General features: G+C 71.2%; 21 protein-coding genes and 1 tRNA gene. 11 read left to right on the forward strand and 11 right to left on the reverse strand.

Annotated elements, in window-relative coordinates:
- The first annotated feature begins 305 nt into the window (after positions 1-305).
- Positions 306-1,154, forward strand: coding sequence for a hypothetical protein (locus GFH48_RS23015; protein ID WP_153290062.1), 849 nt, complete (start codon positions 306-308; stop codon positions 1,152-1,154).
- A 119-nt stretch (positions 1,155-1,273) separates the two neighbouring features.
- On the opposite strand, the gene GFH48_RS23020 is transcribed toward GFH48_RS23015, so the two are convergent.
- From GFH48_RS23020 to GFH48_RS23040, 4 genes are all read right to left on the reverse strand, one after another.
- Positions 1,274-1,534, reverse strand: a complete 261-nt coding sequence (locus GFH48_RS23020) for a cold-shock protein (RefSeq protein ID WP_153290063.1) — start codon at positions 1,532-1,534, stop codon at positions 1,274-1,276.
- Between the two features lie 193 nt (positions 1,535-1,727).
- Positions 1,728-1,803, reverse strand: a tRNA-Arg gene (locus GFH48_RS23025).
- Between the two features lie 570 nt (positions 1,804-2,373).
- A complete protein-coding gene (locus GFH48_RS39290) occupies positions 2,374-4,335 on the reverse strand; it encodes an IclR family transcriptional regulator domain-containing protein (RefSeq protein ID WP_228120880.1) in 1,962 nt (653 codons plus the stop codon).
- A gap of 397 nt (positions 4,336-4,732) precedes the next feature.
- Entirely contained in the window at positions 4,733-6,007 is a 1,275-nt protein-coding gene (locus GFH48_RS23040; RefSeq protein WP_153290064.1) for a M6 family metalloprotease domain-containing protein, read from the reverse strand.
- Positions 6,008-6,273: 266 nt separating this feature from the next.
- On the opposite strand from GFH48_RS23040, the gene GFH48_RS23045 reads away from it, so the two are divergent.
- Both GFH48_RS23045 and GFH48_RS23050 read left to right on the forward strand, forming a co-directional pair.
- On the forward strand, positions 6,274-6,918 hold the full coding sequence (locus GFH48_RS23045) for a TetR/AcrR family transcriptional regulator (RefSeq protein ID WP_153290065.1): 645 nt from the start codon (positions 6,274-6,276) through the stop codon (positions 6,916-6,918).
- 364 nt (positions 6,919-7,282) lie between these two features.
- Positions 7,283-8,827, forward strand: coding sequence for an MFS transporter (locus GFH48_RS23050; RefSeq protein ID WP_153290066.1), 1,545 nt, complete (start codon positions 7,283-7,285; stop codon positions 8,825-8,827).
- 279 nt (positions 8,828-9,106) lie between these two features.
- Here the strand turns inward: GFH48_RS23050 and GFH48_RS23055 are convergent, their stop codons facing one another.
- Positions 9,107-9,616, reverse strand: coding sequence for a MarR family winged helix-turn-helix transcriptional regulator (locus GFH48_RS23055; protein ID WP_153290067.1), 510 nt, complete (start codon positions 9,614-9,616; stop codon positions 9,107-9,109).
- A gap of 179 nt (positions 9,617-9,795) precedes the next feature.
- Between GFH48_RS23055 and GFH48_RS23060 the strand changes: the two genes are divergently transcribed.
- Positions 9,796-10,557, forward strand: a complete 762-nt coding sequence (locus tag GFH48_RS23060; RefSeq protein ID WP_153293064.1) for a dioxygenase family protein — start codon at positions 9,796-9,798, stop codon at positions 10,555-10,557.
- Between the two features lie 76 nt (positions 10,558-10,633).
- On the opposite strand, the gene GFH48_RS23065 is transcribed toward GFH48_RS23060, so the two are convergent.
- Positions 10,634-11,164 (reverse strand): GNAT family N-acetyltransferase, encoded by a 531-nt coding sequence (locus GFH48_RS23065; protein WP_153290068.1) that lies wholly within the window; start codon positions 11,162-11,164, stop codon positions 10,634-10,636.
- 208 nt (positions 11,165-11,372) lie between these two features.
- Between GFH48_RS23065 and GFH48_RS23070 the strand changes: the two genes are divergently transcribed.
- Positions 11,373-12,374 (forward strand): sigma-70 family RNA polymerase sigma factor, encoded by a 1,002-nt coding sequence (locus tag GFH48_RS23070; RefSeq protein ID WP_153290069.1) that lies wholly within the window; start codon positions 11,373-11,375, stop codon positions 12,372-12,374.
- A 593-nt stretch (positions 12,375-12,967) separates the two neighbouring features.
- Positions 12,968-13,936, forward strand: coding sequence for a TetR family transcriptional regulator (locus tag GFH48_RS23075; RefSeq protein WP_407698655.1), 969 nt, complete (start codon positions 12,968-12,970; stop codon positions 13,934-13,936).
- A 183-nt stretch (positions 13,937-14,119) separates the two neighbouring features.
- Here the strand turns inward: GFH48_RS23075 and GFH48_RS23080 are convergent, their stop codons facing one another.
- The gene (locus GFH48_RS23080; RefSeq protein WP_153290070.1) at positions 14,120-15,112 is read right to left on the reverse strand and encodes a helix-turn-helix transcriptional regulator; all 993 of its coding nucleotides are present in this window, start codon (positions 15,110-15,112) and stop codon (positions 14,120-14,122) included.
- A 62-nt stretch (positions 15,113-15,174) separates the two neighbouring features.
- Here GFH48_RS23080 and GFH48_RS23085 point away from each other — a divergent pair, with 62 nt between their 5' ends.
- From GFH48_RS23085 to GFH48_RS23105, 5 genes are all read left to right on the forward strand, one after another.
- The gene (locus tag GFH48_RS23085) at positions 15,175-16,812 is read left to right on the forward strand and encodes an MFS transporter (RefSeq protein WP_228120883.1); all 1,638 of its coding nucleotides are present in this window, start codon (positions 15,175-15,177) and stop codon (positions 16,810-16,812) included.
- Positions 16,813-17,068: 256 nt separating this feature from the next.
- The gene (locus tag GFH48_RS23090) at positions 17,069-17,830 is read left to right on the forward strand and encodes a DeoR/GlpR family DNA-binding transcription regulator (RefSeq protein WP_153293066.1); all 762 of its coding nucleotides are present in this window, start codon (positions 17,069-17,071) and stop codon (positions 17,828-17,830) included.
- On the forward strand, positions 17,827-18,780 hold the full coding sequence (pfkB, locus tag GFH48_RS23095) for a 1-phosphofructokinase (RefSeq protein WP_153290071.1): 954 nt from the start codon (positions 17,827-17,829) through the stop codon (positions 18,778-18,780). Before GFH48_RS23090 ends, pfkB begins: the two co-directional genes overlap by 4 nt.
- 220 nt (positions 18,781-19,000) lie before the next feature.
- Positions 19,001-21,121, forward strand: a complete 2,121-nt coding sequence (locus GFH48_RS23100) for a PTS fructose transporter subunit IIABC (protein ID WP_153290072.1) — start codon at positions 19,001-19,003, stop codon at positions 21,119-21,121.
- Between the two features lie 137 nt (positions 21,122-21,258).
- A complete protein-coding gene (locus GFH48_RS23105; RefSeq protein ID WP_153290073.1) occupies positions 21,259-21,516 on the forward strand; it encodes a hypothetical protein in 258 nt (85 codons plus the stop codon).
- A 312-nt stretch (positions 21,517-21,828) separates the two neighbouring features.
- Here the strand turns inward: GFH48_RS23105 and GFH48_RS23110 are convergent, their stop codons facing one another.
- The 4 genes from GFH48_RS23110 to GFH48_RS23125 form a co-directional block, all read right to left on the reverse strand.
- A complete protein-coding gene (locus GFH48_RS23110; RefSeq protein ID WP_153290074.1) occupies positions 21,829-22,578 on the reverse strand; it encodes a DUF6227 family protein in 750 nt (249 codons plus the stop codon).
- 158 nt (positions 22,579-22,736) lie between these two features.
- Complete coding sequence (locus tag GFH48_RS23115; RefSeq protein WP_153290075.1) at positions 22,737-23,963, reverse strand: L,D-transpeptidase; 1,227 nt, start codon at positions 23,961-23,963, stop codon at positions 22,737-22,739.
- A gap of 222 nt (positions 23,964-24,185) precedes the next feature.
- A complete protein-coding gene (locus GFH48_RS23120) occupies positions 24,186-25,217 on the reverse strand; it encodes a P1 family peptidase (protein WP_153290076.1) in 1,032 nt (343 codons plus the stop codon).
- A 251-nt stretch (positions 25,218-25,468) separates the two neighbouring features.
- Positions 25,469-26,701 carry a low temperature requirement protein A gene (locus tag GFH48_RS23125; protein WP_153290077.1) on the reverse strand — a complete coding sequence of 411 codons (1,233 nt, stop codon included), beginning with the start codon at positions 26,699-26,701 and terminating at the stop codon, positions 25,469-25,471.
- Positions 26,702-26,759: the final 58 nt, after the last annotated feature.

Here is a 26,759-nt window from a genome sequence, read left to right on the forward strand (position 1 = left end):
GCGGATGAAGCGGCAGGCTATCCGACGACAAGGTGTGTCGGCCATGGCGAAAGCAGCGATTTCCAGGGGGCGTTGAGGCCCTTGCCGGGCGCGACATCTGCGGCGCCGCCGCTGATCCGACCTCTGGCTGTCCGCCGGCCCCCAGTGCCCTTCCGGAAGGGACATGCCTCGGGGCGGGGTCTCCATCGCCGTCCTCCGCTCAGGGCGGACAATTCCCCTCTGGGCAGGGGCTGTTCCGGTCGGCGAGACTGTAAGGAGACCGGTCCGTTGTCCCGAACCCGGTGTCGGCCCGCGACCATGCGGACATGGATCATCCAACGGGCGGACGTGGCGGGGCGGGGACGCCGGCACGCGGATGCGTGGGGGCCGTGCTGGTCGCGGTCGGCGTGGTGTGCGCTCTGGTGCTCTGCGCGCTGTGGCAGATTCACCGCACCTTGGACCGCACGCCGCCCGATGTCGGCGCCTTCGCACACGCCGCCACCACCCGGACCGCCGACGCGGCCGCAGCGCGGACGAGTTCCGCGCGCCTGACGAGCCTGATGTCGGCGCTGCCCTGGGCCGTTGCGCTCGGCACATCGGTGGCGGACTCCTGCCGGACGGAGGACCAGAACCCGTTCATCGGCCCAGCGCGCTGGGCACCGATCAACTGCGTCCGCAGCAGCGTCCTCTACGTCGCGTTCGACGGGGACATCCGCACGCACCTCCACCAACTCGACGCGGTGCTGGCCGAGCAGGAGTGGGTGGGCTCGGGTTCGTCCCCGAACACGCTGACCGGGATGGCGACCTGGATGAGTCAGGCCGGCGGTGACCCGTCCCCGGCCGCGTCGCGGCGGGGAAGCACCGAACCTCCGGGTTCGCGGCCGATCTGCCTGTCCACGACGTACGGCCCGGCCACGCGGAAGCACGACATTCCGCACGGCGGGCCCGGAGTCCGGCTGCGAGTGGCGGTGGCGGAGCTTCCGTGCACGCCCAGCGCGGATACCGGCGACCTCCAGATGGGCGGCACACCGGAGAAGTTCACGGTCGACGGAACCGTCTACCTCGCCTGGCACCCCCTGTCGACCGACACGGTGAGCCGCTCCGCCCACACCGCGCACCGCTACGTGGCCGCCTTCTCCCTCGTCGACAGCTACGCCGTCCGGTCCACCCCGTGAGGAGACCCTTCCTGACACCCGCGTCAAGGAGTTCGATCACCGCGCGGTGAAGGGTGCTGGAACGGCCTTGAACGGCTCGTCGGCGGTCCGGTCGTGGCGGCTGATGTCAGGTGGGGATGTCAGACGGACCGGGGGACGATGCTCACCGCGCGGTAGTCGTACCCGTCTTGCTTGAAGCCGGGCGCTTCCCAGATGAGATCGACCCGCTGCCCTGGTGACAGTGTGCGGAAGCCGGGCGCCTGGATGTCGGCGTAGTGGCCGAAGCACCCTCCGGGAGTTTGAGGCGAGTCGAGGACACCCCAGCCCTCCTCGTCGCTCCACTCACGCACAGTCGCGGTCACGACCGTGGCGACCTTACGGGCCTCTCTGCGGCGACTCATCCGTCTCTCCCCTCATCCATCCCACAGGTCACACAGGCCTGACCGCCCAGGTCGGCACGGTCCGCCGGCGCGAGACCATGAGCCACATGGACTGGCTGCCCAGGAAGCGCCCCGGCCGTCGGCGACCGTGCTCGTTGATGACAGAAGTGGATGCCAAAGGCCACCTAGGAACGTTCCTAGGTGGCCTTTGCCCTGGTGCCCCCGGCAGGATTCGAACCTGCGACACCCGCTTTAGGAGAGCGGTGCTCTATCCCCTGAGCTACGAAGGCGGGACGGATCTCTGTGAGGTCCGGCGACTAGCCTAGCGGATGCGGGCGGGCGTGGGTCGGGGCGTCCGGTCAGTGGGTGATTCGGGTTTCCAGGCCGTCCAGGACGCGGTCCGGGTCGTACCGGAAGTTCGTGTCGCGGGACGCGCGTGGGTCCTTGCCGCGTTGTTCGGCGTAGCCGTCGCGGAGGTGGGGGTGGGACTCAGTGGCCTCTTCGACGGTGGGCCGGACGTGGTCGACCCACTCCTGTTCGGTCCGGCCGTAGGTGGAGCGGGCCGTCCCCTCCGCGCCGGGCGCCCGGCGCGGACGCGAACCGCTGACAACGGCGTGAACCGGTGACGTGAACGGGTGACGTGAACCGGTGACGTGAGCCGGTGACGTGAATCCGCCGGTGTGAATCGGTGACGGTCCCGCGCGACGCCTGCCGCCCTCGTCCCGCCCCGCAGACTCACCCGCCCGTGTCCGGACCACCTCCCGTGGCCGGGCACGGGCGTTTCACGTGGTCGCGTGCGTACGGGGGTGAACCCGCCCACCCGTTCCCTCACGGACTCGGAACCCGGCCGGGCCGTTCCCTCACATACCCGGTACCTGCCGGAATCGCCCCGCGACCCGTAGATCCGCCTCGATGCTCCCCGCCGTGGCCAGCAGCTCCGGCAGGACCTCGTCGACACACTGCGCGGACGTACGACGGCTGCTGTGCATCGCGACGTTGACGGCGGCCACCACCCGCCCGCCCCGCTCCCGCACCGGGACGGCGATCGAGCGCAGCCCCTCCTCCAACTCCGCGTCGACGAAGGCGTACCCGTCCTCCCGTACGCGGTCCAGGACCGCCTTCAGCCGGCCGGGGTCCGTGATCGTGCGCGGGGTCAGGGGGCGCAGTTCGGTGGGCGGGGGTTCGGGCAGGTCCGCCAGCATCACCCGGCCCAGCGAGGTCGCGTACGCGGGCAGGCGGGTGCCGACGCTGATGTGGACGCTCAGGATGCGGCTGGTGGCGATGCGGGCCGTGTACTGGATCTCGTCGCCGGTCAGCACCGCCAGGGACACCGACTCGTGCAGGCGCTGCGAGAGCCCGGTGAGGTGCGGGGCCGCGATCTCGGGGAGGGAGGTCCGGGAGAGCGGCGGGAAGCCGAGGCCCAGCACGCGGGGGGTGAGCCGGAAGACGTGGGCGTGCGCGGTGACGTATCCGAGGTGTTCCAGGGTGATCAGCGCGCGGCGGGCGGTCGCGCGGGCCAGCCCGGTGGCCCGCGCGACGTCGGTGAGGGTCAGCGCGGAGCGGCCCTCGCCGAAGGCGGTGATCACCATGAGACCGCGGGCCAGCGACTCGACGAACTCCCGGCCCAGCTCCTGTTTGCAGGCGCCGGTCCAGACGGCGAGGCCGGAAGGCGTGGCCGTCACGGCGGGTGCGTCGGGCGGGGTCTCGCTCAGCTCCCGTTCCATCGCGGTGACGGCCGTCCGCAGCCGTGGCAGCAGGGTGTCGCGCAGATCGGCCGCGGTGTGCCGGCTGGTGTGGCTCACCACGCTCACCACGCAGGCGATCCGGCCCGCCTCCCGTACGGGCATGGCGATGGCGACCAGGCCCGGTTCGATCAGCTGGTCGTCCAGTGCCCAGCCGTCCTCCCGTGCCTCGGCCGTACGTGTCTCGAAGTCGTCGCCGAGCGTGGTGAGCGGGCCCCTCTCCGGGACGGGGGGTCGACCGGCGTCCGGTCCCACCGGTCCCACCGCTGGGACAGGTGGGACCAGTGGGACGATCCCGCCGCCGTCCGTGGCGGTGCGCCGGCCGTCGTCCGTGGTGGAGGGCCGGTGGCCGTCGTTCCCGCCGGGGGTGAGGACCGGGGGCGTTCCGGGGACCCGGTCGGCATACGGCGCGCCGGAGCCGTCCCGTCGCTCCGGGTCGGCCTCGATCGGGCGGCTGCGCGCCGGGACGGCCGGAAAGCCGCGGTCCTCGGGATCCGCGGCACGCCGCTCCCGCCAACGTGCCCACTCGCGTTCGCCCCACTCGGTGGCGAACAGCGGTCCCGGCGCGGTGCGCTCGGCGGGCAGCAGGTCGCCGATGCGGAAACTCAGCGACATGGCGCGGCGCCGGGTCGCCTGGTGGATGAAGCGGACGCCGTCCTGGTCGCCGACCGCGAGGGACACCGACTCGTCGAGGGCGTCGGCGAGGGCGTCGGCGTGCGCGTCGAGCAGGCGGGGCAGGCGCAGGGCGGCCAGGTAGGCGTTGCCGAGTTCCATCAGGCGGGGAGCCAGTACCGCGTCCCGGCCGTCGAGACGTACGTACCCCCCGCGCGCCAGGGTCGCCGTGATGCGGTCGACGGTGGAGCGCGCGAGTCCGGTGGAGCGCTCCAGGCCGCTGAGGCTGGACACACCGTCGGACTCGGTCAGCCGCCGCAGCACCGCGATACCGCGGATCAGCGGGGTGACGGCCTCGACGGGCACGCCGCCCTCGGCCCCGCCCTCGCCCCCACCCTCGTCTCCCGGCCGCCCGGCCTGCTCGCTGCCGGTCCCGCTGCCCGGGGCCGCCCCGACGTTCGATGGCATGTGCCCTCCGTTGCGGCTCTCGGTGGCGGCCCCTCGCGACTCCCACCCGGAACTCGGCTCGACTCGCGGGGAAGATTCGCTCATTGCGGCCCTCGGCAGGGAATCGGTCGGGATCTGACAGGGGGTTCGGAAGAGAACGAGGAGGCGGGAAGGGAACGAGGAGTCCGGAAGGAAAAGGAGCATGAGGCCCGGAAAGAACACGAGGTCGGGGAGGGAACTACGGGTTCGGAAGAGGTGCGAGGTGGACGGGATGCGGAAGGGACCCTCGGGGCTCTCCGTCGGCAGGGACCCGGAAGAGACACGGTAGTGCTTACCCGGTGTGCTCAGCAGGTCGGCGGCGTCCGCGCCCGGGGGCGGCGAGAGGCCGGTTCCGGGGGAGGGGGACGGCGCGGGGAGGTCAGCGCCGTGTCACGGACACCTGGTAGTCCCCCGCGGAATCCGTTCCCGTGACCGCGATCGTGACGCCGGTCGCGGGGTCCTTGAAGGACTCGCCGGGGGCGAAGGGCGCGTCGGACAGTTCCGCGTGGACGTTGGGGCTGCGCGTGCAGCCGCCGCTGTTCCTGTGGGAGTCGTAGACGGTGATGGGTCCGCTCCCGGTGTCGACGCCCGCGTCGACCTTGTAGACGAGGATGCCGGGGCGGCAGATCGTGGTGTCGTTGCCCCCGTGGGTGCGCAGTTCGAGGGCGAAGCCCGTCCGGGCGCCGGTGGGGACGAAGACGAGCTTGGCGCCGCCGGGCCGGGACAGCGGGGTGAGCGTGTACCGCGTGGTCCCGGGCAGCGCGGCACAACTGACCTGCGAGTCGTCGAGCCAGCCCAGCTTCCATTTGTGCCAGCCGAGCAGGTCGTTGTCGGCGCCCCAGTCCTCGCTCATGATGTCCCAGTGGCCGACCGAGCCGCCGCCGTCCTGGGTGTAGAGGTCGGGCAGACCGAAGGTGTGCCCGTTCTCGTGGGGGAGGACCCGGAAACCGGTGTCGGGGTAGGAGCCGGATCCGTCGTCCTGGCGGCTGTAGACGAAGGACGCGTTGGAGACCGGGACACCGTCGGCGACCGGGGCCTCGGCGTTGCCGGCGAAGGTGACGGACAGGACGGTGTCCAGGGCGGAGGGCCCGGCGTTCGGCGTCACCAGAACGTTCAGAAGGTCGTACGAGTGGAAGTCCACCTCGGGGTCGGCCGCGGCCACGATGTCCTGGACCAGACCGCGGTACCCGGGGTCGAAGGGGGCGCCGCGTTCTATGCCGTACGCGCTGAAGGTCTTCGGCATGCGCAGCCAGTGGCGTATGGGGGTCTCGGGGCGGTAGTCGAGGCGGCCGTAGGAACTGGTGCGGAACCAGTTCTGGGTCTGGGGGAAGAACTCGCCCAGCCGGTCGAGCGCGCTGCCCTGACCGGGGGCGTCGGAGAAGTCGACCATCAAGGTGAGGGCCCGGACCGTGCCGGTGGACCGGGCGTATCCGGGCAGGGTGGGTATCCCTTCCCCCATCTGTACGCCCTTCGGACCGCTGATCATGCAGGGACCCAGCGCCGTCGAGCGGGCCAGCGCGGTGGAGCCCGCCCCCGTGGAGCCCAGCGTGAGGTGACCGGTACCGGCGGAGGTGCTGACCGCCAGCGTAAGGAGGGCAACCGTGGCGAGGGCGGCCACGCGGCGCCGGCGTATCCGGTGGCTGGTCGGCTGCATGCAGGGGTCCTTCGCTCACGGCAGCCGCCCGGTCACCGACTGCACCCTGTGCGATCACCCTGTGTCGATGGATGCGCGGACGCTCGCTGGAAGAGCCCGATCGTGGGTTTCTCGGCAAGGAAGGTGTGATGCGGGTCACAGGAAATGAAGAGGAGTCGGGGAAATAACCGGGGATGGTTTCCCCGTTTGGCATAGGTGTCCGAGCGAAACGGGGAGGGAATCCCCGGATCGCACCAGAGCCTTCACCTACTTCCGAGGAGCACGCCGTGGAGACCGCCACCCCCGTGAAGCGTCGGATGCCCCGGCCCCGAGCCGATGCGCTGCGCAACCGGGAGCGGATCGTCGCCGCCGCGCGCGAGATGTTCGTCGAGTTCGGCCCCGAGGTGCCGTTCGACGAGATCGCCCGCCGCGCCGGTGTCGGCAACGCCACGGTGTACCGCAACTTCCCCGACCGCGACGCGCTCGCGCGGGAGGTCGTCTGTTCGGTCATGGACCGCACGTCGGAGTGGATCGAGGCGGCACTGGTCGAGGGCGGCGACGCCTTCGACGCACTGAGCCGCTTCGTGCACTTCTCGGCGGACGAGCGGATCGGCGCCCTGTGTCCCATGCTCTCCGCGGCCTTCGACCAGAACCATCCGGATCTGTACGCGGCGCGCGAACGGACCATGGACCTGATCGAAGCGCTGATGAGGCGTGCCCGCGAGGCCGGCCAGTTGCGCTCCGACGTCGAGTCCGGCGACCTGATGGTCGCCGTCAGCCAGCTCACCCGGCCGCTGCCCGGCACCGCGTGTCAGGGCATCGACCGGTTCGTACACCGTCATCTGCAGCTGTTCCTGGACGGTCTGCGGGCACCGGCCCGCTCCGTACTGCCCGGAGTGGCGGCCACCGTGGAGGGCCTGAGAACAGCCTGACCGATCAGTACCGGGCGATGGGTCCGGCGCCCGGCGCCGGTCCACAGTCCGACAGCCGGCCCGTAGTCCGCAGCCCGTGATCCGTAGCCCGTGATCCGCAATCCGACATCCGCGACCTGTGATCCGTAGTCAGTGACCCGTAGTCAGTGACCCGGCATCCGTAGTCGGCCATCTCGTGGTCGGCCACCCGTCATCCGCGCGGCGCACTGTGCACTGTGTACCGCGCACGGTGCCGGTGTACGGACCGTGGGTGCCGGACGTCGGATTCCGGGTTCCGGACCCCCCAAGCCTTCGGCCGTCGACGAGGACGAGCCGTTTCTTTCCCTCACCTTTTTCACTGCGAAGTACCGGAGTGGGTATCCCCATGTCTTCATCAGCAACACCGACAGCGACGGCGGCGGAAGCGGCCGACGCGCATTCCAACCGCTGGAAGGCCCTCGCCTTCATCGCGCTCGCCCAGCTGATGGTCGTCCTCGACGCGACCATCGTGAACATCGCGCTGCCCTCCGCCCAGCGTGACCTGGGGATATCGGACGGCAACCGGCAGTGGGTCATCACGGCCTACGCCCTCGCCTTCGGTGGCCTGCTCCTCTTCGGCGGCCGCATCGCCGACCTGTGGGGCCGCAAGCGCACCTTCGTCACCGGCCTGATCGGCTTCGCCGGCGCCTCCGCCCTCGGCGGCGCCGCACAGGGCGAGGCTCTCCTGCTCGGAGCCCGTGCCCTTCAGGGCGCGTTCGGCGCGCTGCTCGCGCCCGCCGCGCTCTCCCTGCTCGCCGTGATGTTCACGGACGCCAAGGAGCGCGCCAAGGCCTTCGGCATCTACGGTGCGATCGCCGGTGGTGGCGGTGCCGTGGGTCTGATCCTGGGCGGATTCCTCACCGAGTACCTGAACTGGCGCTGGACGTTCTTCGTGAACATCCCGTTCGCCATCATCGCCGCCCTCGGCGCGTACTTCGTCATCCGTGAGCCGGCCGGTGGCCGCAACCGCTCGCCGCTCGACATCCCGGGCGTCGTCCTGTCCACCCTCGGTCTGGTCTCCCTCGTCTACGGCTTCACCCGCGCCGAGTCCGCCGGCTGGAGCGACTCCAGCACGATCGGCCTGTTCGTCGCCTCCGCGGTGCTGCTCGCCTCCTTCGTCCTCGTCGAGTCCAAGGTCAAGGCTCCGCTGCTGCCCCTGCGCGTGATCACCGAGCGCAACCGCGGCGGTGTCTACCTCTCGCTCGGCCTCGCGATCATCGCGATGTTCGGCCTGTTCCTCTTCCTGACCTACTACCTGCAGATCGTGAAGGGCTACTCGCCGGTCAAGACCGGCTTCGCCTTCCTGCCGATGATCGCGGGCATGATCACGGGCTCCACGCAGATCGGTGCCCGCCTGATGACCCGGGTCCCGCCGCGGCTGCTCATGGCCCCCGGCTTCCTGACCGCCGCGATCGGCATGCTGCTGCTGACCCAGATGGAGATCGGTTCCTCGTACGCCGGTCTGCTGCTCCCGGCCCAGCTGCTGCTCGGCCTCGGCATGGGTAGCGCGTTCATGCCGGCCATGTCCCTGGCCACGTACGGTGTCCAGCCGCAGGACGCCGGTGTCGCCTCCGCGATGGTCAACACCTCGCAGCAGGTCGGCGGCGCGATCGGTACGGCTCTGCTGAACACGATCGCCGCCTCGGCGACCACCTCGTACATCGCGGACCACATCGGTGGTGCCGCCTCCAAGCCGCAGCAGCAGCTGGTCCAGCTGCAGGGCCTGGTGAACGGCTACACCAACGCCATCTGGTTCGCCGTCGGCATCCTGGTGCTCGCCTCGGTGATCGCCATGACCCTCGTCAACACCGGCCGTCCGGACATGTCCTCGACCTCCGGCGCGGGCGAGGGCGCCGAGGACGAGATCAAGGTGCCGGTGATCGCCCACTGATCACCCGCGTCACGGGTACTTCGCGTACGGGCGCGGGGTGGGGACGCCTCGCCCGTACGAATCCCAGGGTCCGCCCCGGTTCCGACGTCATCGGAGCCGGGGCGGACCCGCGTCCGCCGTCCGCGTCCGCACCGGCGCCGTCCGCGTTCACTGCCGCGCCGTCCGCGTCCGCACCCGCGCGGACCGCGGCCTTTGCTGTCACACGCGCCGGCCCACGGTCACGATCCCCCCGCAGACCCGCAGACCCGCAGACCCGCAGACCCGCAGACCCGCGGAGCGCTACCGCAGCCAGGGCAGGTCCGCGCCCGCGTCCTTCGGCTGGAGGCCCTCGGCGATGACGCGCATGGCGTCGCCGAGGGCCTGGTGCTGTTCGGGGGTGAGCCGGTCGAAGAAGGCCTGGCGCACGGCGCTGACATGGCCCGGAGCGGCTTTGCTCAGCATCTGGTGGCCCTGGTCGGTGAGCACCGCGAACTGGCCCCGCTTGTCGGAGGGGCAGTCCTCCCGGCGCACCCACCCGTTCTTCTCCAGGCGGGCGATCGCGTGCGAGAGACGGGAGCGGGTGATCTTGGCGTTCATGGCCAGCTCGGTCATCCGCAGGCGGCGGCGCGGTGCCTCCACGAGTTGGACGAGCAGCCCGTAGTAGACGTGCGGCATGCCCGCGTCGCGCTGCAGCTGACGGTCGAGATGGTCCTCGAGGAGGGTGGCAGCGTGCATGTACGCACGCCAGGTGCGCTGTTCCTCGTCGGTGAGCCAGCGCGGCTCTTCAGCGGGTGCGGATGCCGTGTTCATGTACTCCACTGTACGAGCCTCTCCTTGAAGATTAAACAAGTCGGGGGTAGAGTCGTCGAATAGAGCTTGAGACTTCAAATAACTGGCTGATCGGTCCTACGATGAATCCCTCGGAGGGAGAAGCCGCCATGTCTGTCGCCCTGCCTGACGTCACCGAGGGGCGTGCCCCCACGGAGCGCATGCCCGCTCTCTATCTCGGTCATGGCGCCCCGCCGCTGGCCGACGACCCGGTCTGGCCCGGCCAGCTGGCCGCCTGGTCCGCCGAACTGCCCCGCCCCAAGGCGATCCTGATGGTCTCCGCCCACTGGGAGGAGGCCCCACTGGCCCTCGGCGCGGTGGAGACCGTGCCGCTGGTGTACGACTTCTGGGGCTTCCCCGAGCACTACTACCAGGTGCGGTACGCGGCCCCCGGCGCCCCCCGGCTCGCCGAGTCCGTACGGAAGCTGCTGCGCGCACCCGGCATCCCCGTCCAGGACATCCCGGACCGCGGCCTCGACCACGGCGCCTACGTGCCCCTGGTCGAGATGTTCCCCGAGGCCGACATCCCCGTCCTGCAGATCTCGATGCCGACGCTCGATCCGGTGAAGCTGATGGACATCGGACGCAAACTGGCCCCCCTCCGTGATGAGGGCGTCCTGATCGTGGGCTCCGGATTCTTCACGCACAATCTGGCGGCGCTGCGGCAGGGTGGCGTGCCGTCCTGGTCGGCCGAGTTCGACGACTGGGGTCGCCGGGCCCTGGACGCCCACGACTGGGACGCCCTGCTCGACTTCACCCGCAAGTCGCCGGCCGGGCTGCTGGCCCACCCCCGTACCGAGCACTTCGCCCCGCTGTTCGTGACGATGGGCGCGGCGGACGCCACGGGCGAGCTCGACGGGCAGAAGACCGTGATCGACGGCTTCTGGATGGGGCTGGCGAAGCGGTCGGTGCAGTTCGGCTGAGTCCCCTCGCCCGGCGGACGGAGCCGGGCGGCGGGGCCGGGCGGAGCCGGACGGTGGGAGCCTGGCGGCTGTCGGGTCAGAGTTCCTTCTCGTACCAGGCGACATCCCAGTAGCGGCCGAACTTCCGGCCCACCTCCCGGTACGTGCCGACATGCCGGAACCCGAAGCGTTCGTGCAGTCGCACGGACGCTTCGTTGGGCTGGGCGACGCCCGCGTACGCGCGGTGCAGGTCCTCGCCGGCCAGGGCCTCGAAGAGTGCCTCGTAGAGAAGCGTGCCGATGCCGCGGCCGCCCGCGTCGGGGGCGAGGTAGACGGAGACCTCGACCGAGGTGGCGTAGGCGGCCTTCGGGCGGAAGCCGCTGGACGTGGCGTATCCCAGAATCCGACCGGCCCCCGGTTCCGGGTCCGTGTCCGTGGCAACCATCAGGCGGTGCGGGCCGTCTTGCAGGTGGGCGAGCAGCCACGGACGGCGCTCCTCCGGAGTGAGGACCACGGTGTCGAATGTGAGGGGCGTCTCACGCACGTAGTGGTTGTAGATCTCGGTGAGGAAACCGAGATCGCTCTCGACTCCGGCCCTGACCTGCACATCTGTACGTTCTGACGTCATCTGACCCCCTGCTGTGGCGGCACAGGGTACTGCATGATCAGAAAAATAGGGGAACGGGTTGGGAATTCTGTCCGGATTCCAGTCGTTGTTTCCTTCGGATGCCGGGCACTCGGATGAGTGGCCGAGCCGCCACCAGGACCCGCAAGCCCTCCCCGAGCTCTCGGCTCCGGCCCGAGCAGGGGGCACCTCCATACGCAAGGGAGCACGCATGGCAACCCGTGCCGTCGCCCGTCGTCAGTCCGCCACCGGCGAGACCAGCGACGCGGCACGCAGTGTTCGCGCCGTAGGCGGCGAAATCGCCGACCGCGACCTGGTCGGCATGTACCTCGACGAGATCGCGCGCACACCCCTGCTCGACGCCGCCAAGGAAGTCGAGCTGTCCCAGACCATCGAGGCGGGTGTGTTCGCGCGGCAGATCATCGACGGCGAGGTGGATGCCCCCCAGGCGGAAGCGACCCGTGAGGAACTAGAGGCGCTCATCACCGAGGGCGAGCGGGCCAAGGACGTCTTCATCCGCTCGAACCTGCGGCTGGTCGTCGCCGTGGCGCGCCGCTACCCCCGCAGCGGCCTCCCGCTGCTGGACCTGATCCAGGAGGGCAACGCGGGCCTGGTGCGCGCGGTCGAGAAGTTCGACTACCGCAAGGGCTTCAAGTTCTCCACGTACGCGACGTGGTGGATCCGCCAGGCCATCACCCGTTCCATAGCCGACCAGTCGCGCACGATCCGCCTCCCCGTGCACCTCGTCGAGGAGCTGGGCCGGATCCGCCGTGTGCAGCGCGAGTTCAACCGGAAGAACGGCCGCGAGCCCGAGCACGCGGAGATCGCCGCCGAGCTGGACTCGACCCCGGCGCGCGTCGGTGACGTCCTGGACTGGGCCCGCGACCCGGTCTCGCTGAACATGGCGGTGGACGACGCGGGCGACACCCAGTTCGGTGACCTGCTGGAGGACACCTCCGCCGTCTCGCCGGAGCAGTCGGTGCTGACGCTGCTGCGCAGTGAGGAACTGGACGACCTCATCGGCCGCCTCGACCAGCGCACGGCCTCGATCATCAAGATGCGGTACGGCATCGACGACGGCCGCGAGCGCACGCTCACCGAGGTCGGCAAGGAGCACGGCCTCACCCGTGAGCGCATCCGCCAGATCGAGAAGCACGCTCTGCTCGAACTGAAGAAGCTGGCGCGCGACACCGGCTTCGACGCGGCGGCGTGACGCGGTCCGCGTGACGAGACCGGGCGACGAGACCGGGTGACGGCGGCGATGTGACGAGGGCGACGTGACGAGGACGACGTAATGAGTAGGCGCGATTCGCGCGGTTCGTGCGGTTCATACCGTTCCGCTCCGCGTATGGTTCGTAGGGATCCGAAGCACCCGTCCGGTACGTCCGGACGGTGCGGCTGATCCGTATTCGCTTGAGGTCGGCCATAACTCGACCGCACATGGCCATGTAACGCCGCTTCAAAATGCTGAGCTCTGGGCACAAGACTTCAGGGCCCAGGGTTCAGGGTCCCGGGGCGAAGGCCCCAGACCCCCCAGAACCGAGTCCCGACGCACTCCCCCCCCCGCGCCGGGACTCTTCCAGAGCCGAGCTTCGGCGCCTTCCCCCCCCTGGCGCCGGGGCTCGGCTCCTTTTTGTCCTCGTTTTCGGAGCCCTCGTCCGGCGTCTTCGTCCGGCGTCTTCGTCCGGGGAGGTGACGGGGAGCCGGATGGGTTCGGATTCCGGGCAGGCCGACGGGCCACCCCGTACCTGAACCCCGGGGTGACCCGGATGGCAGAGTCTGCCACAACGGCATAACCTGCCGACCGTGACCGGTCCCGAACGCACGGCCCGCGCCGCCGCCCGTGCCTCTGCCGCCCACGCGGGGAATTCCCCGGCGCGGCGCACCGGCGACGACGCCGGCGCCGGACCGGCTGTCCGTACCGGCACCGGTGCCGGACCGGGGGCCGTTACGGATTCCGCCGCCGTCGCCGGTCCCTCGCTGACCGAGCGGCGGAAGGCCGCCACCCGGATGGAGATCGCCCGCGCCGCGGCGGAGCTCTTCATGAAGCACGGTCTGCGGGCCACCCGCGCCGAGGACATCGCCCGCGCGGCCGGGGTCGCGCCGCGCACCTTCTACCGCTACTTCGCGGGCAAGGAGGAGGCCCTCGGTCCGCTCTTCTCGGCGGGTGTCGAGAAATGGGCCGAGGCGGTACGCGACGCGCCGGCCGGCCTCTCCGTCCCCGACGCGTTGCGCCACGCCGTCGTCCAGACCCTCACGCCGGGTGCAGGGGTGCGGCCGGAGTCGATGGAGTGGGTCCGCTCCCTGCTCCGCCTGGCCGAAGGGAGCCCCGCCCTGCTCAGAGTGTGGGGCGAGGCGTGTCAGGGCGCGGAACGGACACTGGAGGGGGTGCTCGCGGCGCGGCTCTCCCACCGGGCTGAGGTCGCGGGCGATGGTGCGCCGCGCGGTGGGGAGTCGCGGGACGGCGAGCCGGGCGTCGGAGAGCCGGGTGATGAGGAGTCGTGTGGTGGTGCGGCGGGTGGTGGTCGTGCCGATCGTGGTGGTGCGGCGGGTGGTGGTCGTGCCGATCGTGGTGGTGCGGCGGGTGGTGTCGGGTCGCGGCACGTGACGGCTTCCGGGATCCGGCTCAGTGCCGCGGTCGCCGGCGCGGCGGTGCGCGTCGCGGTGGAGACCTGGGCCGCCGGGGACGATCCGGCCGACGGTCCCGCCGGACCGGTACCGCGCGCGCTGAGCCACCTCGAAGCGCTACGTGATTTCCCCTGGGGCACCGCCTGAACGACGCGCCGTTTCGACGGAGCGGCCGGACCGGCGAGCGGGGCCGGTGGACGGCGGGAGCGGTGGGCCGTGCCCGCGGGATCTACGGGATCTACGGGATCTGCGGGATCTGCGGGATCTGCGGGATCTGTGGAATCGGCGGAGTCCGAGGAGCCTGCGCGCCGACGCGACCCCCGGCGTACGTCACCCGATGACGGTGCCGAAGCCCTCCGTTCCCCCCGTCGCGCGCGTCAGGCGCTCTCCCAACTCTCTTATGTAGCCGATAAGTTCCGGCGGCCGATGGACCGTGAACTCGCAGTCGACCAGGGCGATCCGCACGGCCAGCCACTCCACCGAGTCACCGGCGGAGGACCGCAGCCGGCAACTGTGCTCGTCGATCGGTTCGGGCGCGCCGAGCCAGTTGGGCAACCGGGCCGCGACGAACGCGGCGGGGGCGTCGAAGGTGACCTCGAAGTCGTACGTCTCCTGGCGTCGGTACATCGACTGGCGCAGATACTCCGCCGCGTTCCCCGTCGGCAGCTCGCGCGGTGTGAAACGCACGCCCGTCGAGAGGGGTTCGGTGACGCGGTCGACGCGGAACGTGCGCCAGTCGGCGCGGTCGAGGTCGTACGCCACCAGGTACCAGCGGCGGCCGGTGGAGACGAGCCGGTAGGGCTCGGCCTGGCGCCGGGAGGGTGTTCCGTCCCCGGAGCGGTAGGCGAACCGCAGCCGCTCGCGGCCGGCCACCGAGGAGGCGATCACGGTCAGTGTCTCGGGTGCGATGGTCGCCCCGTCACCGCTGGTCAGCGGGGTGGTCGCGGCCTGCAGGGTGGATACGCGGTGCCGTAGCCGGGACGGCAGCACCTGCTCCAGTTTGGCGAGGGCCCGTACGGAGGCCTCGTCCACGCCCTCGACCGCGTGCCCTGCGCCCGCGCGCAGACCCACCGCGATGGCCACCGCCTCCTCGTCGTCGAGCACCAGCGGGGGCATCGCCTTGCCCGCCACCAGCCGGTACCCGCCGTCGGAGCCCTTCGTCGCCTGCACCGGGTAGCCCAGCTCGCGGAGCCGGTCGATGTCGCGGCGGACGGTGCGCCGGGAGACACCGAGCCGCTCGGACAGCTCACCGCCGGGCCATTCGCGGGGCGTCTGGAGGAGGGAGAGCAACTGGAGAAGCCGGGCCGGTGTGTCCGTCGTCATGTTTTCCAGAGTGCCGCACATCTAGGACATGAACTGACCTAATGGTGGCCTACTTTTCTCCCATGACCTCCACCGACACCCCTCCCATCGGCACCGCCGAGCAGGCGCGCGGCCCGGCCGGCGCGGCCGACCGGCGGCGCTGGTTCGCACTGGCCATCGTGATGACCGCGGCCTTCATGGACCTGGTCGACGTGACGATCGTCAACATCGCCATCCCGTCGATCCAGCGGGACGAGGGCGCCTCGTTCAGCCAGATCCAATGGATCACGGCCGGCTACGCGCTGGCCTTCGCCGCCGGGCTCATCACGGGTGGGCGGCTCGGTGACATCCACGGCCGCAAGCGGGTCTTCCTCCTCGGCATAGGGGGATTCACGGTCGCCTCGGCGCTGTGCGGCTTCGCCGCGAACCCGGAGATGCTCGTCGCCTCACGGATCCTCCAGGGCGGAATGGCCGCGATGATGGTGCCGCAGGTGCTGTCGATCGTGCACGCCACCTTCCCTGCGCACGAGCGGGGCAAGGTCTTCGGGCTCTTCGGCGCGATCATCGGTCTGGGAGCCGTGTCCGGTCCGCTCCTCGGCGCGCTGCTCACCCAGTGGAACCTGTTCGGCCTGGAGTGGAGGCCGATCTTCCTCATCAACCTGCCGGTGGGTGTCGCCGCGCTGATCCTGGGACGGCGCTTCATCAGCGAGTCCAAGGCCCCTAAGGCCCTCAAACTCGACCTCGTCGGCGTGGCTCTCGTGACGCTGGCCCTGCTGATGCTGCTCTACCCGCTGACCCGCGGACGTGAGCTGCAGTGGCCGCTGTGGGGGTACGTGTCGATGGCCGGCTCCCTCGTCGTCTTCGCGGGGCTGGTGGCGTACGAGAGGCGGAAGGCCGCGCGGGACGGTTCGCCGCTGGTCGAGCTGTCGCTGTTCAGGGTGAAGAGCTTCGCGGCGGGTATCGCCGTGCAGACCGTCTTCGGGGTCGGCCTCGGCATCTTCTTCCTGGTCTGGACGCTGTACATGCAGGTCGGTCTGGGGTGGAGCGCGCTGCGGGCGGGGCTGACCGGGGTGCCGTTCTCGATCGCGGTCTCGGCCGCGGCGGGTATGTCGGTTCAGCTGCTCGTCCCGCGTTTCGGACGCAAGGTGCTCCAGGCGGGCGCGCTGATCATGGCGGTCGGCGTACTGCTCTACATCTGGGAGTCCGACCGGTACGGCATGTCCATCGCCTCCTGGCAGATGGCCCTTCCGCTGGTCGTCATGGGCGCGGGCATGGGCTTCATCGTGGCGCCGCTGACCGACGCGGTGCTGTCGGAGGTGCCGCGCGAGCACTCCGGTTCGGCGTCCGGGCTCATCAACACCGTGCAGCAGATGGGCAACGCGCTCGGCCTCGGGCTGGTCTCCGTGCTCTTCTTCGGCCGGATCGCCGACCGGCTCACCCCGGCCCAGGTGGGCCCGTCCTTCGTGAACGCCTTCCAGTACGCGCTGGTCTGGGTCGCGGCGGTCATGGCGGGCATCTTCCTCCTGATGTTCGCGCTGCCGAAGCGGCCGGCGCAGCATGTGGAGGGTGCGGTGGAGGAGTCCGTGACGTCGGATTCCGTGGCAGAGGACTCCGTGGGGAAGGACTCCGTGGGGGAGGGGTCCCCGTCCGCCGGGAGCGAGGGCGTGCGCTCGGCGGGGGGCACGGCGGTGTCCGACGGTGAGTCGGTGCTGACGGGCTGATCCCCCGAGGTCCGGCAGCGAGCGGCCCCTGAGGGCCGGCGCCCAGGTCATGTGCCCGTTCTCCGTCGGCGGAGGGCGGGCACAGGGCGTTTCCCCCGCGGTCTCGGACCACCCACCGGCCTTCCCAAGCCGTCCTCGGGAAGATCGGATGCCTGTTTGTGTCTGTCTTGCGCCCGAACCTGTTTACTTTCTGGAAATCCGGGCGTAGCCTCCGACTGAAACCACAGATTCGGGCATGAGTCGGAGGCGAACGGACATGTACGCACCGGAGCGGCAGCAGGAGATCCTCCGGCTGGCCCGTGACGGCGGCCGGGTGGACGTCCTGTCGCTGGCCGAGGAGTTCCAGGTGACTGCGGAGACCATCCGGCGCGACCTGAAGACCCTCGATCGCGCGGGTCTCGTACGCCGGGTGCACGGCGGGGCCATACCCGCCGGGCGTCTGGACTTCGAGCCCGATCTCGCCGAGCGCGAGTCCACCGCGGCCGACGAGAAGGACCGGATCGCCCAGGCGGCCGTCGCCGAACTGCCCGGCGAGGGCACGGTGATCCTCGACGCGGGCAGCACGGTCGCCCGTCTCGCCGGCGACCTCCCGCTGGAGGCGACACTCACCGTCGTCACGCACAGCCTGCCGATCGCGGCCCGCCTCGCGGACCATCCCGGCATCCAGCTCCACCTGGTCGGCGGACGCGTCCGGCACCGTACGCGCGCCGCCGTGGACGCCTGGGCACTGCGGGCGTACGGCGAGATCCGCGCCGACGTCCTGTTCATCGCCGCCAACGGTTTCTCCGCCGAGCACGGACTGACCACCCCCGACCTCGCCGAGGCCGCCGTGAAGCGTGCGGCGGTGCGGGCGGCGCGCCGGGTGGTGCTGCTCGCGGACTCCTCCAAGCACGGCCAGGAGCACTTCGCCCGCTTCGGTGACCTGAGTGACGTGGACCTGCTGATCACCGACACCGGTCTGAGCCCGGAAGACGCCACCGACATCGAGCGCGGTGGCACGGAAGTGGTACGCGCATGATCCTCACCGTCACCCCGAACCCCTCCCTCGACCGTACGTACGAGGTCCCCTCGCTCGATCGCGGCGAGGTCAACCGGGCCACCGGCGAGCGCGTGGACCCGGGCGGCAAGGGCGTGAACGTCTCGCGCGCCGTCGCCGCGGCCGGGCGGCGCACGATCGCCGTACTGCCCCTGGGCGGCGCGCCCGGCGCACTCGTCGCCGAGCTGCTCGACGCGCAGGGCATCGAGGTCGCCCCGGTCCCGGTCGCGGGAGCCACCCGGTCGAACATCTCGGTCGCCGAGCCCGACGGCACCCTGACGAAGATCAACGCTCCCGGCCCCGAACTCTCCTCCGCCGAGGCCGAGTCGCTGCTGGAGACAGTGCGTCAGCAGTATCGTTCCGGCGACACCGACTGGATCGCCTGCTGCGGCAGCCTGCCGCGCGGACTCGGCCCCTCCTGGTACGCCGACCTCGTCGCCCGCGCCCACGCGGCGCGTGCCCGGATCGCCCTGGACACCTCGGGACCGGCGCTGCTCGCGGCGTTGCGCGAGCGGCCCGACGTGGTGAAGCCCAACGCCGAGGAACTCGCGGAAGCCGTCGGGCGCCCCCTGACGACCGTGGGCGACGCGGTCAAGGCCGCCGAGGAGCTGCGCGAGATGGGCGCGGGCGCCGTGCTCGCGAGCCTCGGCGCGGACGGGCAGCTGCTCGTGGACGGCTCCGGAGCCTGGTTCGGCAGCGCCCAGGTGGACGCCGTACGCAGCAACGTGGGCGCCGGTGACTCCTCGCTCGCCGGATTCCTGATCGCCGGCGGCCGCGGCCCGGACGCCCTCGCCTCCGCCGTCGCGCACGGTGCCGCCGCCGTGCAGTTGCCCGGCAGTGTCATGCCGGGACCGGCCGACCTCGACCCCTCCGGCGTGACCGTCACGACGCGGATCCCCGTGGACCGTGTCCTCACGGAGCCGGTGTCATGACGGACACCGCCGCGCCGTGCCCGGCCGCGCGCCGGGGCACGCTCCCCGGACCGGCCGTGAAAGCGCCCCCCGAACCGGCTCTGAAGAGGCGGGGTTTCCCCGGCCCCGCCTCCGCCGCCACCCCCGCAGACCCCGCACCACCGGAGCCCTCCGCGTGCGGCACCCCCGTCCCCACCCCCGCCCACTCCCCACGGGCGATACGCGTGCGAAGGAGCCCGCGATGAGCGAGATGATCACCGCGGACCTGGTCGATCTCGACCTGTCCGCCGAGACCAAAGAGGCGGCGGCACGCGCCCTCGCCGAGCGCATGGCAGCCAAGGGCCGGGTCACCGACCTCGACGGCTTCCTCGCCGACGTGGCCGCCCGCGAGGCGCAGATGCCGACCGGTCTCGACGGCGGCATCGGCATCCCGCACTGCCGGAGCGAACACGTCACCGAGCCGACGCTCGCCTTCGGACGCAGCGCCGCCGGGATCGACTTCGGGGCGCCCGACGGGCCCGCCGACCTGATCTTCCTGATCGCCGCTCCGGCGGGTGCCGACGACGCGCATCTGACGATCCTGTCGTCGCTGGCCCGCCAGCTCATGAACGCCGAATTCACCTCCGCGCTGCGGGCGGTGGACGACGCGACGGCAGCGGCCGCGCTCATCCGCGGCGACGAGTCCCCGGTGGCCGGGGCCACGAGCGCGGCCGCGCCCCCGGCGACGACCGCGACCGGCGTGACGTCCGCGACCGGGGCGGCAGCGGCGGCCGAGGACTCCCAGGACTCCCAGGACTCCGTGGCGGTGTCGGCGGCGGCCTCCGCCGACACCGCCACGGGCACCACCGGCGAGCGTCCGTTCCGTATCGTCGCCGTCACCTCCTGCCCCACCGGTATCGCGCACACCTACATGGCCGCCGAGTCGCTGGAGAACGCGGGCCGTGCGGCGGGTGTCGAACTCGTCGTGGAGACCCAGGGCTCGGCCGGATTCACCCGGCTCGACCCGGCGGTCGTCGCGGCCGCGGACGGCGTGATCTTCGCGCACGACGTGCCCGTACGGGACAAGGACCGGTTCGCCGGGAAGCCGACCGTCGACGTCGGTGTGAAGGCCGGCATCAACCGGCCCACCGAGCTGATCTCCGAGGTCCGCGGCAAGGCGGAGCGCGGCGAGGTCACCGCGGGCGCCGCCCCCGGCACACCGGTGGAGCGGTCCGGCACCTCCGGTGAGGGCTACGGCACCATGCTCCGCAAGTGGCTCATGTCCGGCGTGAGTTACATGGTCCCGTTCGTCGCGGCCGGCGGTCTGCTGATCGCCCTCGGGTTCGCGATCGGCGGCTACCAGATCAACAAGGCGCCGTCGGTGATGGACCACTTCGTGTGGACCCAGGCCGACAGCTGGGGCGCGCTGCTCTTCCAGATCGGCGGCGTCGCCTTCGGGTTCCTCGTCCCGGTGCTGGCCGGCTACATCGCCTACGGCATGGCGGACCGGCCGGGTATCGTGCCCGGCTTCGTCGGCGGGGCGATCTCCCTCACCATCAACGCCGGGTTCCTCGGCGGCCTGGCGGCCGGTCTCATCGCCGGTGGTGTGGTGATCGGGATCCAGAAGGTGAGGATCCCGGCGGCCCTGCGCGGCATCATGCCGGTGGTGGTGATCCCGCTGATCTCCGCGGCGATCGTCGGGTTCCTGATGTTCGTGGTCATCGGCAAGCCCATCGCCTCCGCCCAGAAGGGCATGACCGACTGGCTCAACGGCCTCACCGGCTCCAACGCCGTCCTGCTCGGCGCGCTGCTCGGCCTGATGATGTGCTTCGACCTCGGCGGCCCGGTCAACAAGGTCGCGTACACCTTCGCCACCGCCGGTATCGCGGTCGCGAGCCCCAGCGACTCGGCCATGAAGATCATGGCGGCCGTGATGGCGGCCGGTATGGTCCCGCCGCTCGCCATGGCCCTCGCCACGACGGTGCGCGGCAGGCTCTTCACCGCGACCGAGCGCGAGAACGGCAAGGCGGCCTGGGTCCTGGGCGCCTCCTTCATCTCGGAGGGCGCGATCCCGTTCGCGGCCGCCGACCCGCTGCGCGTCATTCCCTCCGCCATGGCGGGCGGTGCGGTCACCGGCGCCCTGTCGATGACCTTCGGCGCCACGCTGCGGGCCCCGCACGGTGGCATCTTCGTGGTCCCGCTGATCGGCAACCCGTTCCTCTATCTGATCGCCATCGCGGCCGGCGTCTGTGTCACCACCGCCCTGGTGGTCGTCCTGAAGGGCATGCGGAAGCAGGCTTCCGCCGACCGTGGCGCGGGGGAGGGTGTCGCGGACGCTCCCATAGCGCCGAAGGCCGGTACCACGGAGCCGGTCGCGGCCTGAGCACGCGCCGCCGTCCGCCCGATTGGGGCGGTGGTGAGCCGTTCACCGCACCTGCGACAGATCTGCGCCTTCGCGGCATCTGCGATATACGTCACGGTCCGGGGCCAAGCCCCGGACCGTGGTGTCTACTGGTGCGTATGCCTGAGCATGTCTCGATCTCCCAGCTGATAGGCGTGGCCGTCCTCGCCCTCGTGACCGTCATCTGGGCCATCGGTCTGATCCGTCTGGCGCGACGGGCCCGTGCCGCGGGACTTCTGCGTCCCCGCGGAGCCGTGCTGCGGGCGATGCCCGACCAGCGCCGCTCCGGTCCCGTCGTCGAGTCCGTCCAGCTCACGCCCGAGGAACGTGCCGCGTTCGCGGGCCTGGTACGCCAGTTCAGCGACAGCCGCCCGTAGTCACGCACGTCCCGCGTCGCCGCACCGGGTCGGCGCCCCCTGCGGCACCTGGTCCACACCCACCCGTACGTCCGTGACCGCCGAGCCGCATGGCCGTGTCCGCGACCACCGGGCCGTACGCGGGTGTCCCCGACCCCCGGGCCCTGCCCGTACGTCCGCGACCATCGCCCCGCACCTGCGTGTCCGTGCGACAGGAGCGGAGAGCTGCACGCCAATGCCGGTGTTCGCGGCCCCGGGCCCACCCGCGCGTCCGTGACACCGACCGGGCCGTGGGCGCGTCGTACCCGTCCGGGCCGTCGCAGGCATCCCGCGTCAGCCGAGCCGTGCTGCCCGGCGTTCCATCGCGGCGCGGGCCGCGTCCTCCGTCGGATAGACCTCGCACATGTGCCGGCCGTCCGGCGTCGCCGTGTGCTCGACCTCCCACAGGGAGATCTCCCGGCCGTCACGGAGCAGGAACGCGTGCTCGTAGAGCGAGAAGCACAGGCCCACCTGGCCGGCCCGGCAGGGGCGGCCGAAGGCCTGGGTGATCTGGTGCGCGAACGCGGTCCGCAGCAGCAGCCTCGCGAGGTCGGGACCCGGCCGGTCCGCGTTCTCCGCGCGCCGCAGCAGACGCCGCGCGTGATCCGCCGAATCGTCGGGCACGTACGCGTGCCGCGGCTCGGGGACCGGCGGCAGACCGACCGTCACCGGCAGTTCGAAGTCCGGCGCGTCCGGCGGCAGCGGCAGCCGCGCCGTGGCGGCACGCAGCTCCTCCTCGTCCACATACACCTCGTGCTGCGGCTCGCTTCCCGGCGCCGTGTTGTGCACGAGCTCCCACAGCGTGACCGCGGAGCCGTCGGCGAGCAGCCAGCTGTGCCGGTACGTCTCCCGGTGCAGTCCCGCGCTGTGGTGCGCGGAGTGCAGGGAACTGTCGTGCGCCAGCGCGCAGTCGAGCCGTCGTATCGCCTCGTCGGGCAGCTCGAAGGAGTTCAGGGCACGGCCGAGGAGTCGCGCGAGGTGCTCCTCCGGAGACTCGGGCGACTCGGGTGGTTCGTACGCTGCTGTCTCGTACGGAACGCTCAAGGTTTCTCCCGGCGTTGCTGCATGTCACCTTGTGGGTGCATACCGTAGCCCCTCGGTCCGACATCATTCCTGGGAACCGAGAAAACGTACGCACACAAAAACGAGCGGGCCGCGCGGCAAGTTCCCACACGGCCCGCTCGGGCGTCAACGGCCCCGCGTCACGCGGCACTTCCCGCGGTCCACGCGCTCCACGACATGTTCCAGCCGTTCAGCCCGTTGTCGGGCGCGACCGTCTTGTCGGGCGAGTTCCTCACCGTCACGACGTCCCCGACCAGGGAGTTGTCGTAGAACCACTTGGCGGTCGTGTCCCCCTGCGCGCCCTGCACATCGGCCATTCCCACGCAGCCGTGGCTGGTGCCCTGCCGGCCGAAGGGCGGATTCCCGCGGTTGTACCAGTAGTTGCCGTGGACGAACGTCCCCGACGACGTCAGGCGCATCGCGTGCGGCACGTCCGGGATGTCGTACTCGCCGCCGTAGCCCACCGTCGAGCCGTTCATCCGCGTCTGCGCGAACTTCTCCGAGATCACCATCTGCCCGTTGTACGTGGTGTGCTCCGGGCTGCCGGCCGAGATCGGCACCGCCTTGAGGGTCTTGCCGTCCCGCACCACCGTCATGGTCTGCGTGTTGACGTCGACCGTCGAGACCTGCGAGCGGCCGATGGTGAAGGCGACCGTCTTCTTCTGGACGCCGTAGACGCCGTTCGCGCCCTCGACGCCGTCCAGGTCGATCTTCATCGTCACCTTGGAGCCGGCCTTCCAGTACTCCTCGGGCCGGAAGTCGAGCCGCTGCGCGCCGAACCAGTGCCCGACCACCCGCTGCCCGCTGCTGGACGTGACGCTGATGTGCGACTGCACGGCATTCTGCTTGTTGATCGCCTTGTCGAAGGTGAAGGAGACCGGCATCCCGACGCCGACCGTGCTGCCGTCGTCGGGCGTGTACGTACCGATGAAGCTGTTGCCCGAAGAGACCGTCGTGAAAATGGAGTTGGCGGCCGCCGTGCGCCCGCTCGTGTCCTTCGCGGTCGCCGAGATCTCGTACTTCGTCCCGCGCTCCAGCTGTGCCTTCGACCGCCAGCTGCCGCCGTCCGCGGCTATCGCCCCCGGCACGGCGGCCCCGCTCCCCGACACCGTCATCCTCACGTCCGTCAGCTTGCCGTCGCTGACCTTCACGCCGGTCGCGTTGATGGACGCGCTCGTCGAACCGTCCTTGGCCGAGATGGCGATCTTCGCCGTGGACGTCCTGGCCGAGCCGCTGCCGCTCTTGCCGCCCTTGCGGTCGGTGTCGGCACTGGCGTTGCCGCCGCAGGCGGTGAGGGCGAGGGCGCCGACCATCAGGGCGGCACAGGCCCCCAGTGCGCGCCGCGCTGCTGAGTTCGGCGTATTCACGGGCTTCTCCAGTTCCTTGTGATGTGGGTGATCCGCTCCGGTGCGTGGAGAAAGAGCGAGCGGTGCGGAGATGGGTTCCCGCGATCTCCGTCTGACGCCATCCGGTGACAGAACCCGGACAATCGCCCCCTTCGTGGGCACCCCCGGACCACCGGCCACGGGTTGTCGACCACCGTCACCGGCCACCGGTTGCCGACCACCCCACTGACCACCGACAGTCGCCTACCGACTCCCGTACAACTCCTCGTACGACGGCCACGTCCCGCCGGGACCGTCCACCGACCCGGCCGCCCGCACCGCCCGCACGATCGCCCGTGTCACCAGGTCCGCGCCGGCCGCCAGAATCTCGTTGAGCGCGAGCGGGTCCCCGGCGGTGAGCGGCCGGACGCCGGTGGCCAGCGCGAACACCGTGTCCCCGTCGTTGAGCAGATGCACCGGCCGCACCGCGCGGGCGATGCCGTCGTGTGCCGTCCCGGCGAGTTTGTGCGCCTGTGCCCGGGTGAGGACGGCGTCGGTCGCGACGACGGCGAGCGTGGTGTTCAGCGGCGGCGGCGTGTTCCTCGCGGCGGCCGCGGCGAGCCGCCTTCGAGCCACCTCGTGGACCCCGGCCCCGGGATACTTCGCCCGGCCGCCCCCCAGCAACTCCCCGTACAGCGCTCCCGTCTCCGGATCCATCGCCGATCCCGCGGCGTTGGCCACCACCAGCGCGGCCACCGTGATCCCCGAGTCGAGCACGCTGCTCGCCGATCCGACCCCGCCCTTGACCGCCCCGACCGTCGCCCCCGTACCGGCGCCCACGCACCCCTCCGCCACCGGGGCTCCCGGCCCGCTCGCGTCGGCCGCCTCGACCGCGTCCCGGCCCGTGGCCGCGTCCGGCCGCGCCCGGAAGTCGCCGCCGCGGCCCAGGTCGAAGACGCAGGCGGCGGGCACCACCGGTACGACGTGTGCCGGATCGACACCCACCCGCACGCCACGGCCCCGCTCCTCCAGCCAGGCCATCACCCCCGACGCGGAGTCCAACCCGTACGCGCTGCCGCCGGTCAGGACGACCGCCTCGACCTTCTGCACCAGGTTGCGCGGGTCGAGCGCGTCGGTCTCCTTGGTGCCGGGTCCACCGCCGCGCACGTCGACGGCCGCGACGGCGCCGCCCGGGGGAGCGAGCACCACGGTGGTACCGGTGAGCCAACCGCCGCCGGTGCGTGTCGCGTGCCCCACGCGCAGCCCCGCGACGTCTGTCAGAGCGTCAACTGTCATGGGCCCAGTCTTTCCACCGCCCCGCCCTCGACGCCCCCTCCCCGTCCGGCGCTCACCGCGCGCCTACCATCCGCGTGTGGCCGCCTCCCCTACTCGCCGCCCGCCTGTGTCTGTCTTTGCCTGGACCTGCTTCTGCCTGCGTCCGCCTCTATCCGGCCGTCTGCCTCTGTCCTTCGCCTGCCTCTGCCCGAGTCCGACTCTCCCCGCCCGTCCGCCCGCCCGCGCTCGTGCCCGTGATGCCCGCCCGGCCCCTACGCGGCCCCCGCCGTCTCCCGCTTCTCCGGCGTGCTCGTCCGCGTGGCCAGAACCACTCCCACCGCCACCGCCAGGGTCGCCGCGATTCCGGCCACGAGCACCGCCCACTCGCCGAGGAAGGTGCACAGGATCATCAGCAACGCGGCTGTCGGCAGCACCACTTGCTGAGCGGTGCCCACCTTGAAGTGGCGTGCGTGCAGGAGCCACACCATGAGGAAGTACAGCGCCGCCGGCAGTGTCACCGTCGCGGACGCGGCGAGTGTCGAGATGTGCGCCTTGCCGACCGCCTCCTCCACCGCGACCTCCAGGCCCGCGCCGATCGCGGCCGCCGACGAGAAGATCAGGTAGTGGCCGTACCCCCACAGGAACGACTGCCTGTTGGACCGCAGGAAGCCGTGGATGGGCACCGCGAAGTAGATCCACCACGCGGCGAAGACGATCAGCAGTCCACCCACGGCGATCGGGAGCAGGTGGCCCAGCGCGTCGTGCTCGTCCACGCCCGTCTTCACCGCGACCGTGGCCGCGGAGATCGACTCGCCGAGCACGATGATCGTGAACAGGCCGAACCGCTCGGAGATGTGGTGCGCGTGCCACGAGGTGACGAAGTCCTTCTCCGCGTACAGCGGGACGCACATCTCCAAGGGTGCCATCACCAGGAACACCCAGGCGCGGCCGGAGTCCGGCAGGACCAGCAGCCCGAGCCAGCCGACCTGGCACAGCAGCACGCCGACCGCGTACCGCAGTGCCATCGTGCGCTCGGCGCCCCCGGCGGAGCGAGCCACTCGCAGCCACTCGGTGATCAGCGCCAACCGCATGATCACGTAGCCGAGCCAGACAGCCAGGAAGACGTGGTCCTCGAATGCTCGCGACACCCCGGCGGCGAGCACCAGCACACCGGCGATCTGCACCAGCGTGACCACTCGGAAGAGCACGTCGTCGTTGTCGTACGCCGAGGCGAACCATGTGAAGTTCATCCACGCCCACCAGATGGCGAAGAAGATCATCACGTAGTTGAGGATGCCCTCGCCCGCGTGGCCCCCGGCCATGGAGTGCATCAGCTCGGCACCGGCCTGGGCGATCGCCACGACGAAGCACAGGTCGAAGAAGAGCTCGAGCGGCGTCGCGACCCGGTGCGTCTCGTCCCGCCCTCGGGCGGTCATCCTGCGCAGGGGCCCGAGCCGGGACGTGTCGGGCGTCGGTGCGGGTTCGGAAGCGGAACTGGACGTCATGCGGCCAAGCACAGCAGAAAAGAACCCGGAACGCCCACGTGGGGGGCCTGATCTCCCG

This window comes from Streptomyces fagopyri (assembly GCF_009498275.1).
In the GTDB taxonomy this organism is placed as follows: domain Bacteria; phylum Actinomycetota; class Actinomycetes; order Streptomycetales; family Streptomycetaceae; genus Streptomyces; species Streptomyces fagopyri.

Excerpts from the sequence above, each read along its gene's own strand:
- GFH48_RS23015 (WP_153290062.1), top strand. The coding sequence starts at position 306 with ATGGATCATCCAACGGGCGGACGTGGCGGGGCGGGGACGCCGGCACGC.
- GFH48_RS23020 (WP_153290063.1), bottom strand. The coding sequence starts at position 1,534 with ATGAGTCGCCGCAGAGAGGCCCGTAAGGTCGCCACGGTCGTGACCGCG.
- GFH48_RS39290 (WP_228120880.1), bottom strand. The coding sequence starts at position 4,335 with ATGCCATCGAACGTCGGGGCGGCCCCGGGCAGCGGGACCGGCAGCGAG.
- GFH48_RS23040 (WP_153290064.1), bottom strand. The coding sequence starts at position 6,007 with ATGCAGCCGACCAGCCACCGGATACGCCGGCGCCGCGTGGCCGCCCTC.
- GFH48_RS23050 (WP_153290066.1), top strand. The coding sequence starts at position 7,283 with ATGTCTTCATCAGCAACACCGACAGCGACGGCGGCGGAAGCGGCCGAC.
- GFH48_RS23055 (WP_153290067.1), bottom strand. The coding sequence starts at position 9,616 with ATGAACACGGCATCCGCACCCGCTGAAGAGCCGCGCTGGCTCACCGAC.
- GFH48_RS23060 (WP_153293064.1), top strand. The coding sequence starts at position 9,796 with ATGCCCGCTCTCTATCTCGGTCATGGCGCCCCGCCGCTGGCCGACGAC.
- GFH48_RS23065 (WP_153290068.1), bottom strand. The coding sequence starts at position 11,164 with ATGACGTCAGAACGTACAGATGTGCAGGTCAGGGCCGGAGTCGAGAGC.
- GFH48_RS23070 (WP_153290069.1), top strand. The coding sequence starts at position 11,373 with ATGGCAACCCGTGCCGTCGCCCGTCGTCAGTCCGCCACCGGCGAGACC.
- GFH48_RS23080 (WP_153290070.1), bottom strand. The coding sequence starts at position 15,112 with ATGACGACGGACACACCGGCCCGGCTTCTCCAGTTGCTCTCCCTCCTC.
- GFH48_RS23085 (WP_228120883.1), top strand. The coding sequence starts at position 15,175 with ATGACCTCCACCGACACCCCTCCCATCGGCACCGCCGAGCAGGCGCGC.
- GFH48_RS23090 (WP_153293066.1), top strand. The coding sequence starts at position 17,069 with ATGTACGCACCGGAGCGGCAGCAGGAGATCCTCCGGCTGGCCCGTGAC.
- pfkB (WP_153290071.1), top strand. The coding sequence starts at position 17,827 with ATGATCCTCACCGTCACCCCGAACCCCTCCCTCGACCGTACGTACGAG.
- GFH48_RS23100 (WP_153290072.1), top strand. The coding sequence starts at position 19,001 with ATGAGCGAGATGATCACCGCGGACCTGGTCGATCTCGACCTGTCCGCC.
- GFH48_RS23105 (WP_153290073.1), top strand. The coding sequence starts at position 21,259 with ATGCCTGAGCATGTCTCGATCTCCCAGCTGATAGGCGTGGCCGTCCTC.
- GFH48_RS23120 (WP_153290076.1), bottom strand. The coding sequence starts at position 25,217 with ATGACAGTTGACGCTCTGACAGACGTCGCGGGGCTGCGCGTGGGGCAC.
- GFH48_RS23125 (WP_153290077.1), bottom strand. The coding sequence starts at position 26,701 with ATGACGTCCAGTTCCGCTTCCGAACCCGCACCGACGCCCGACACGTCC.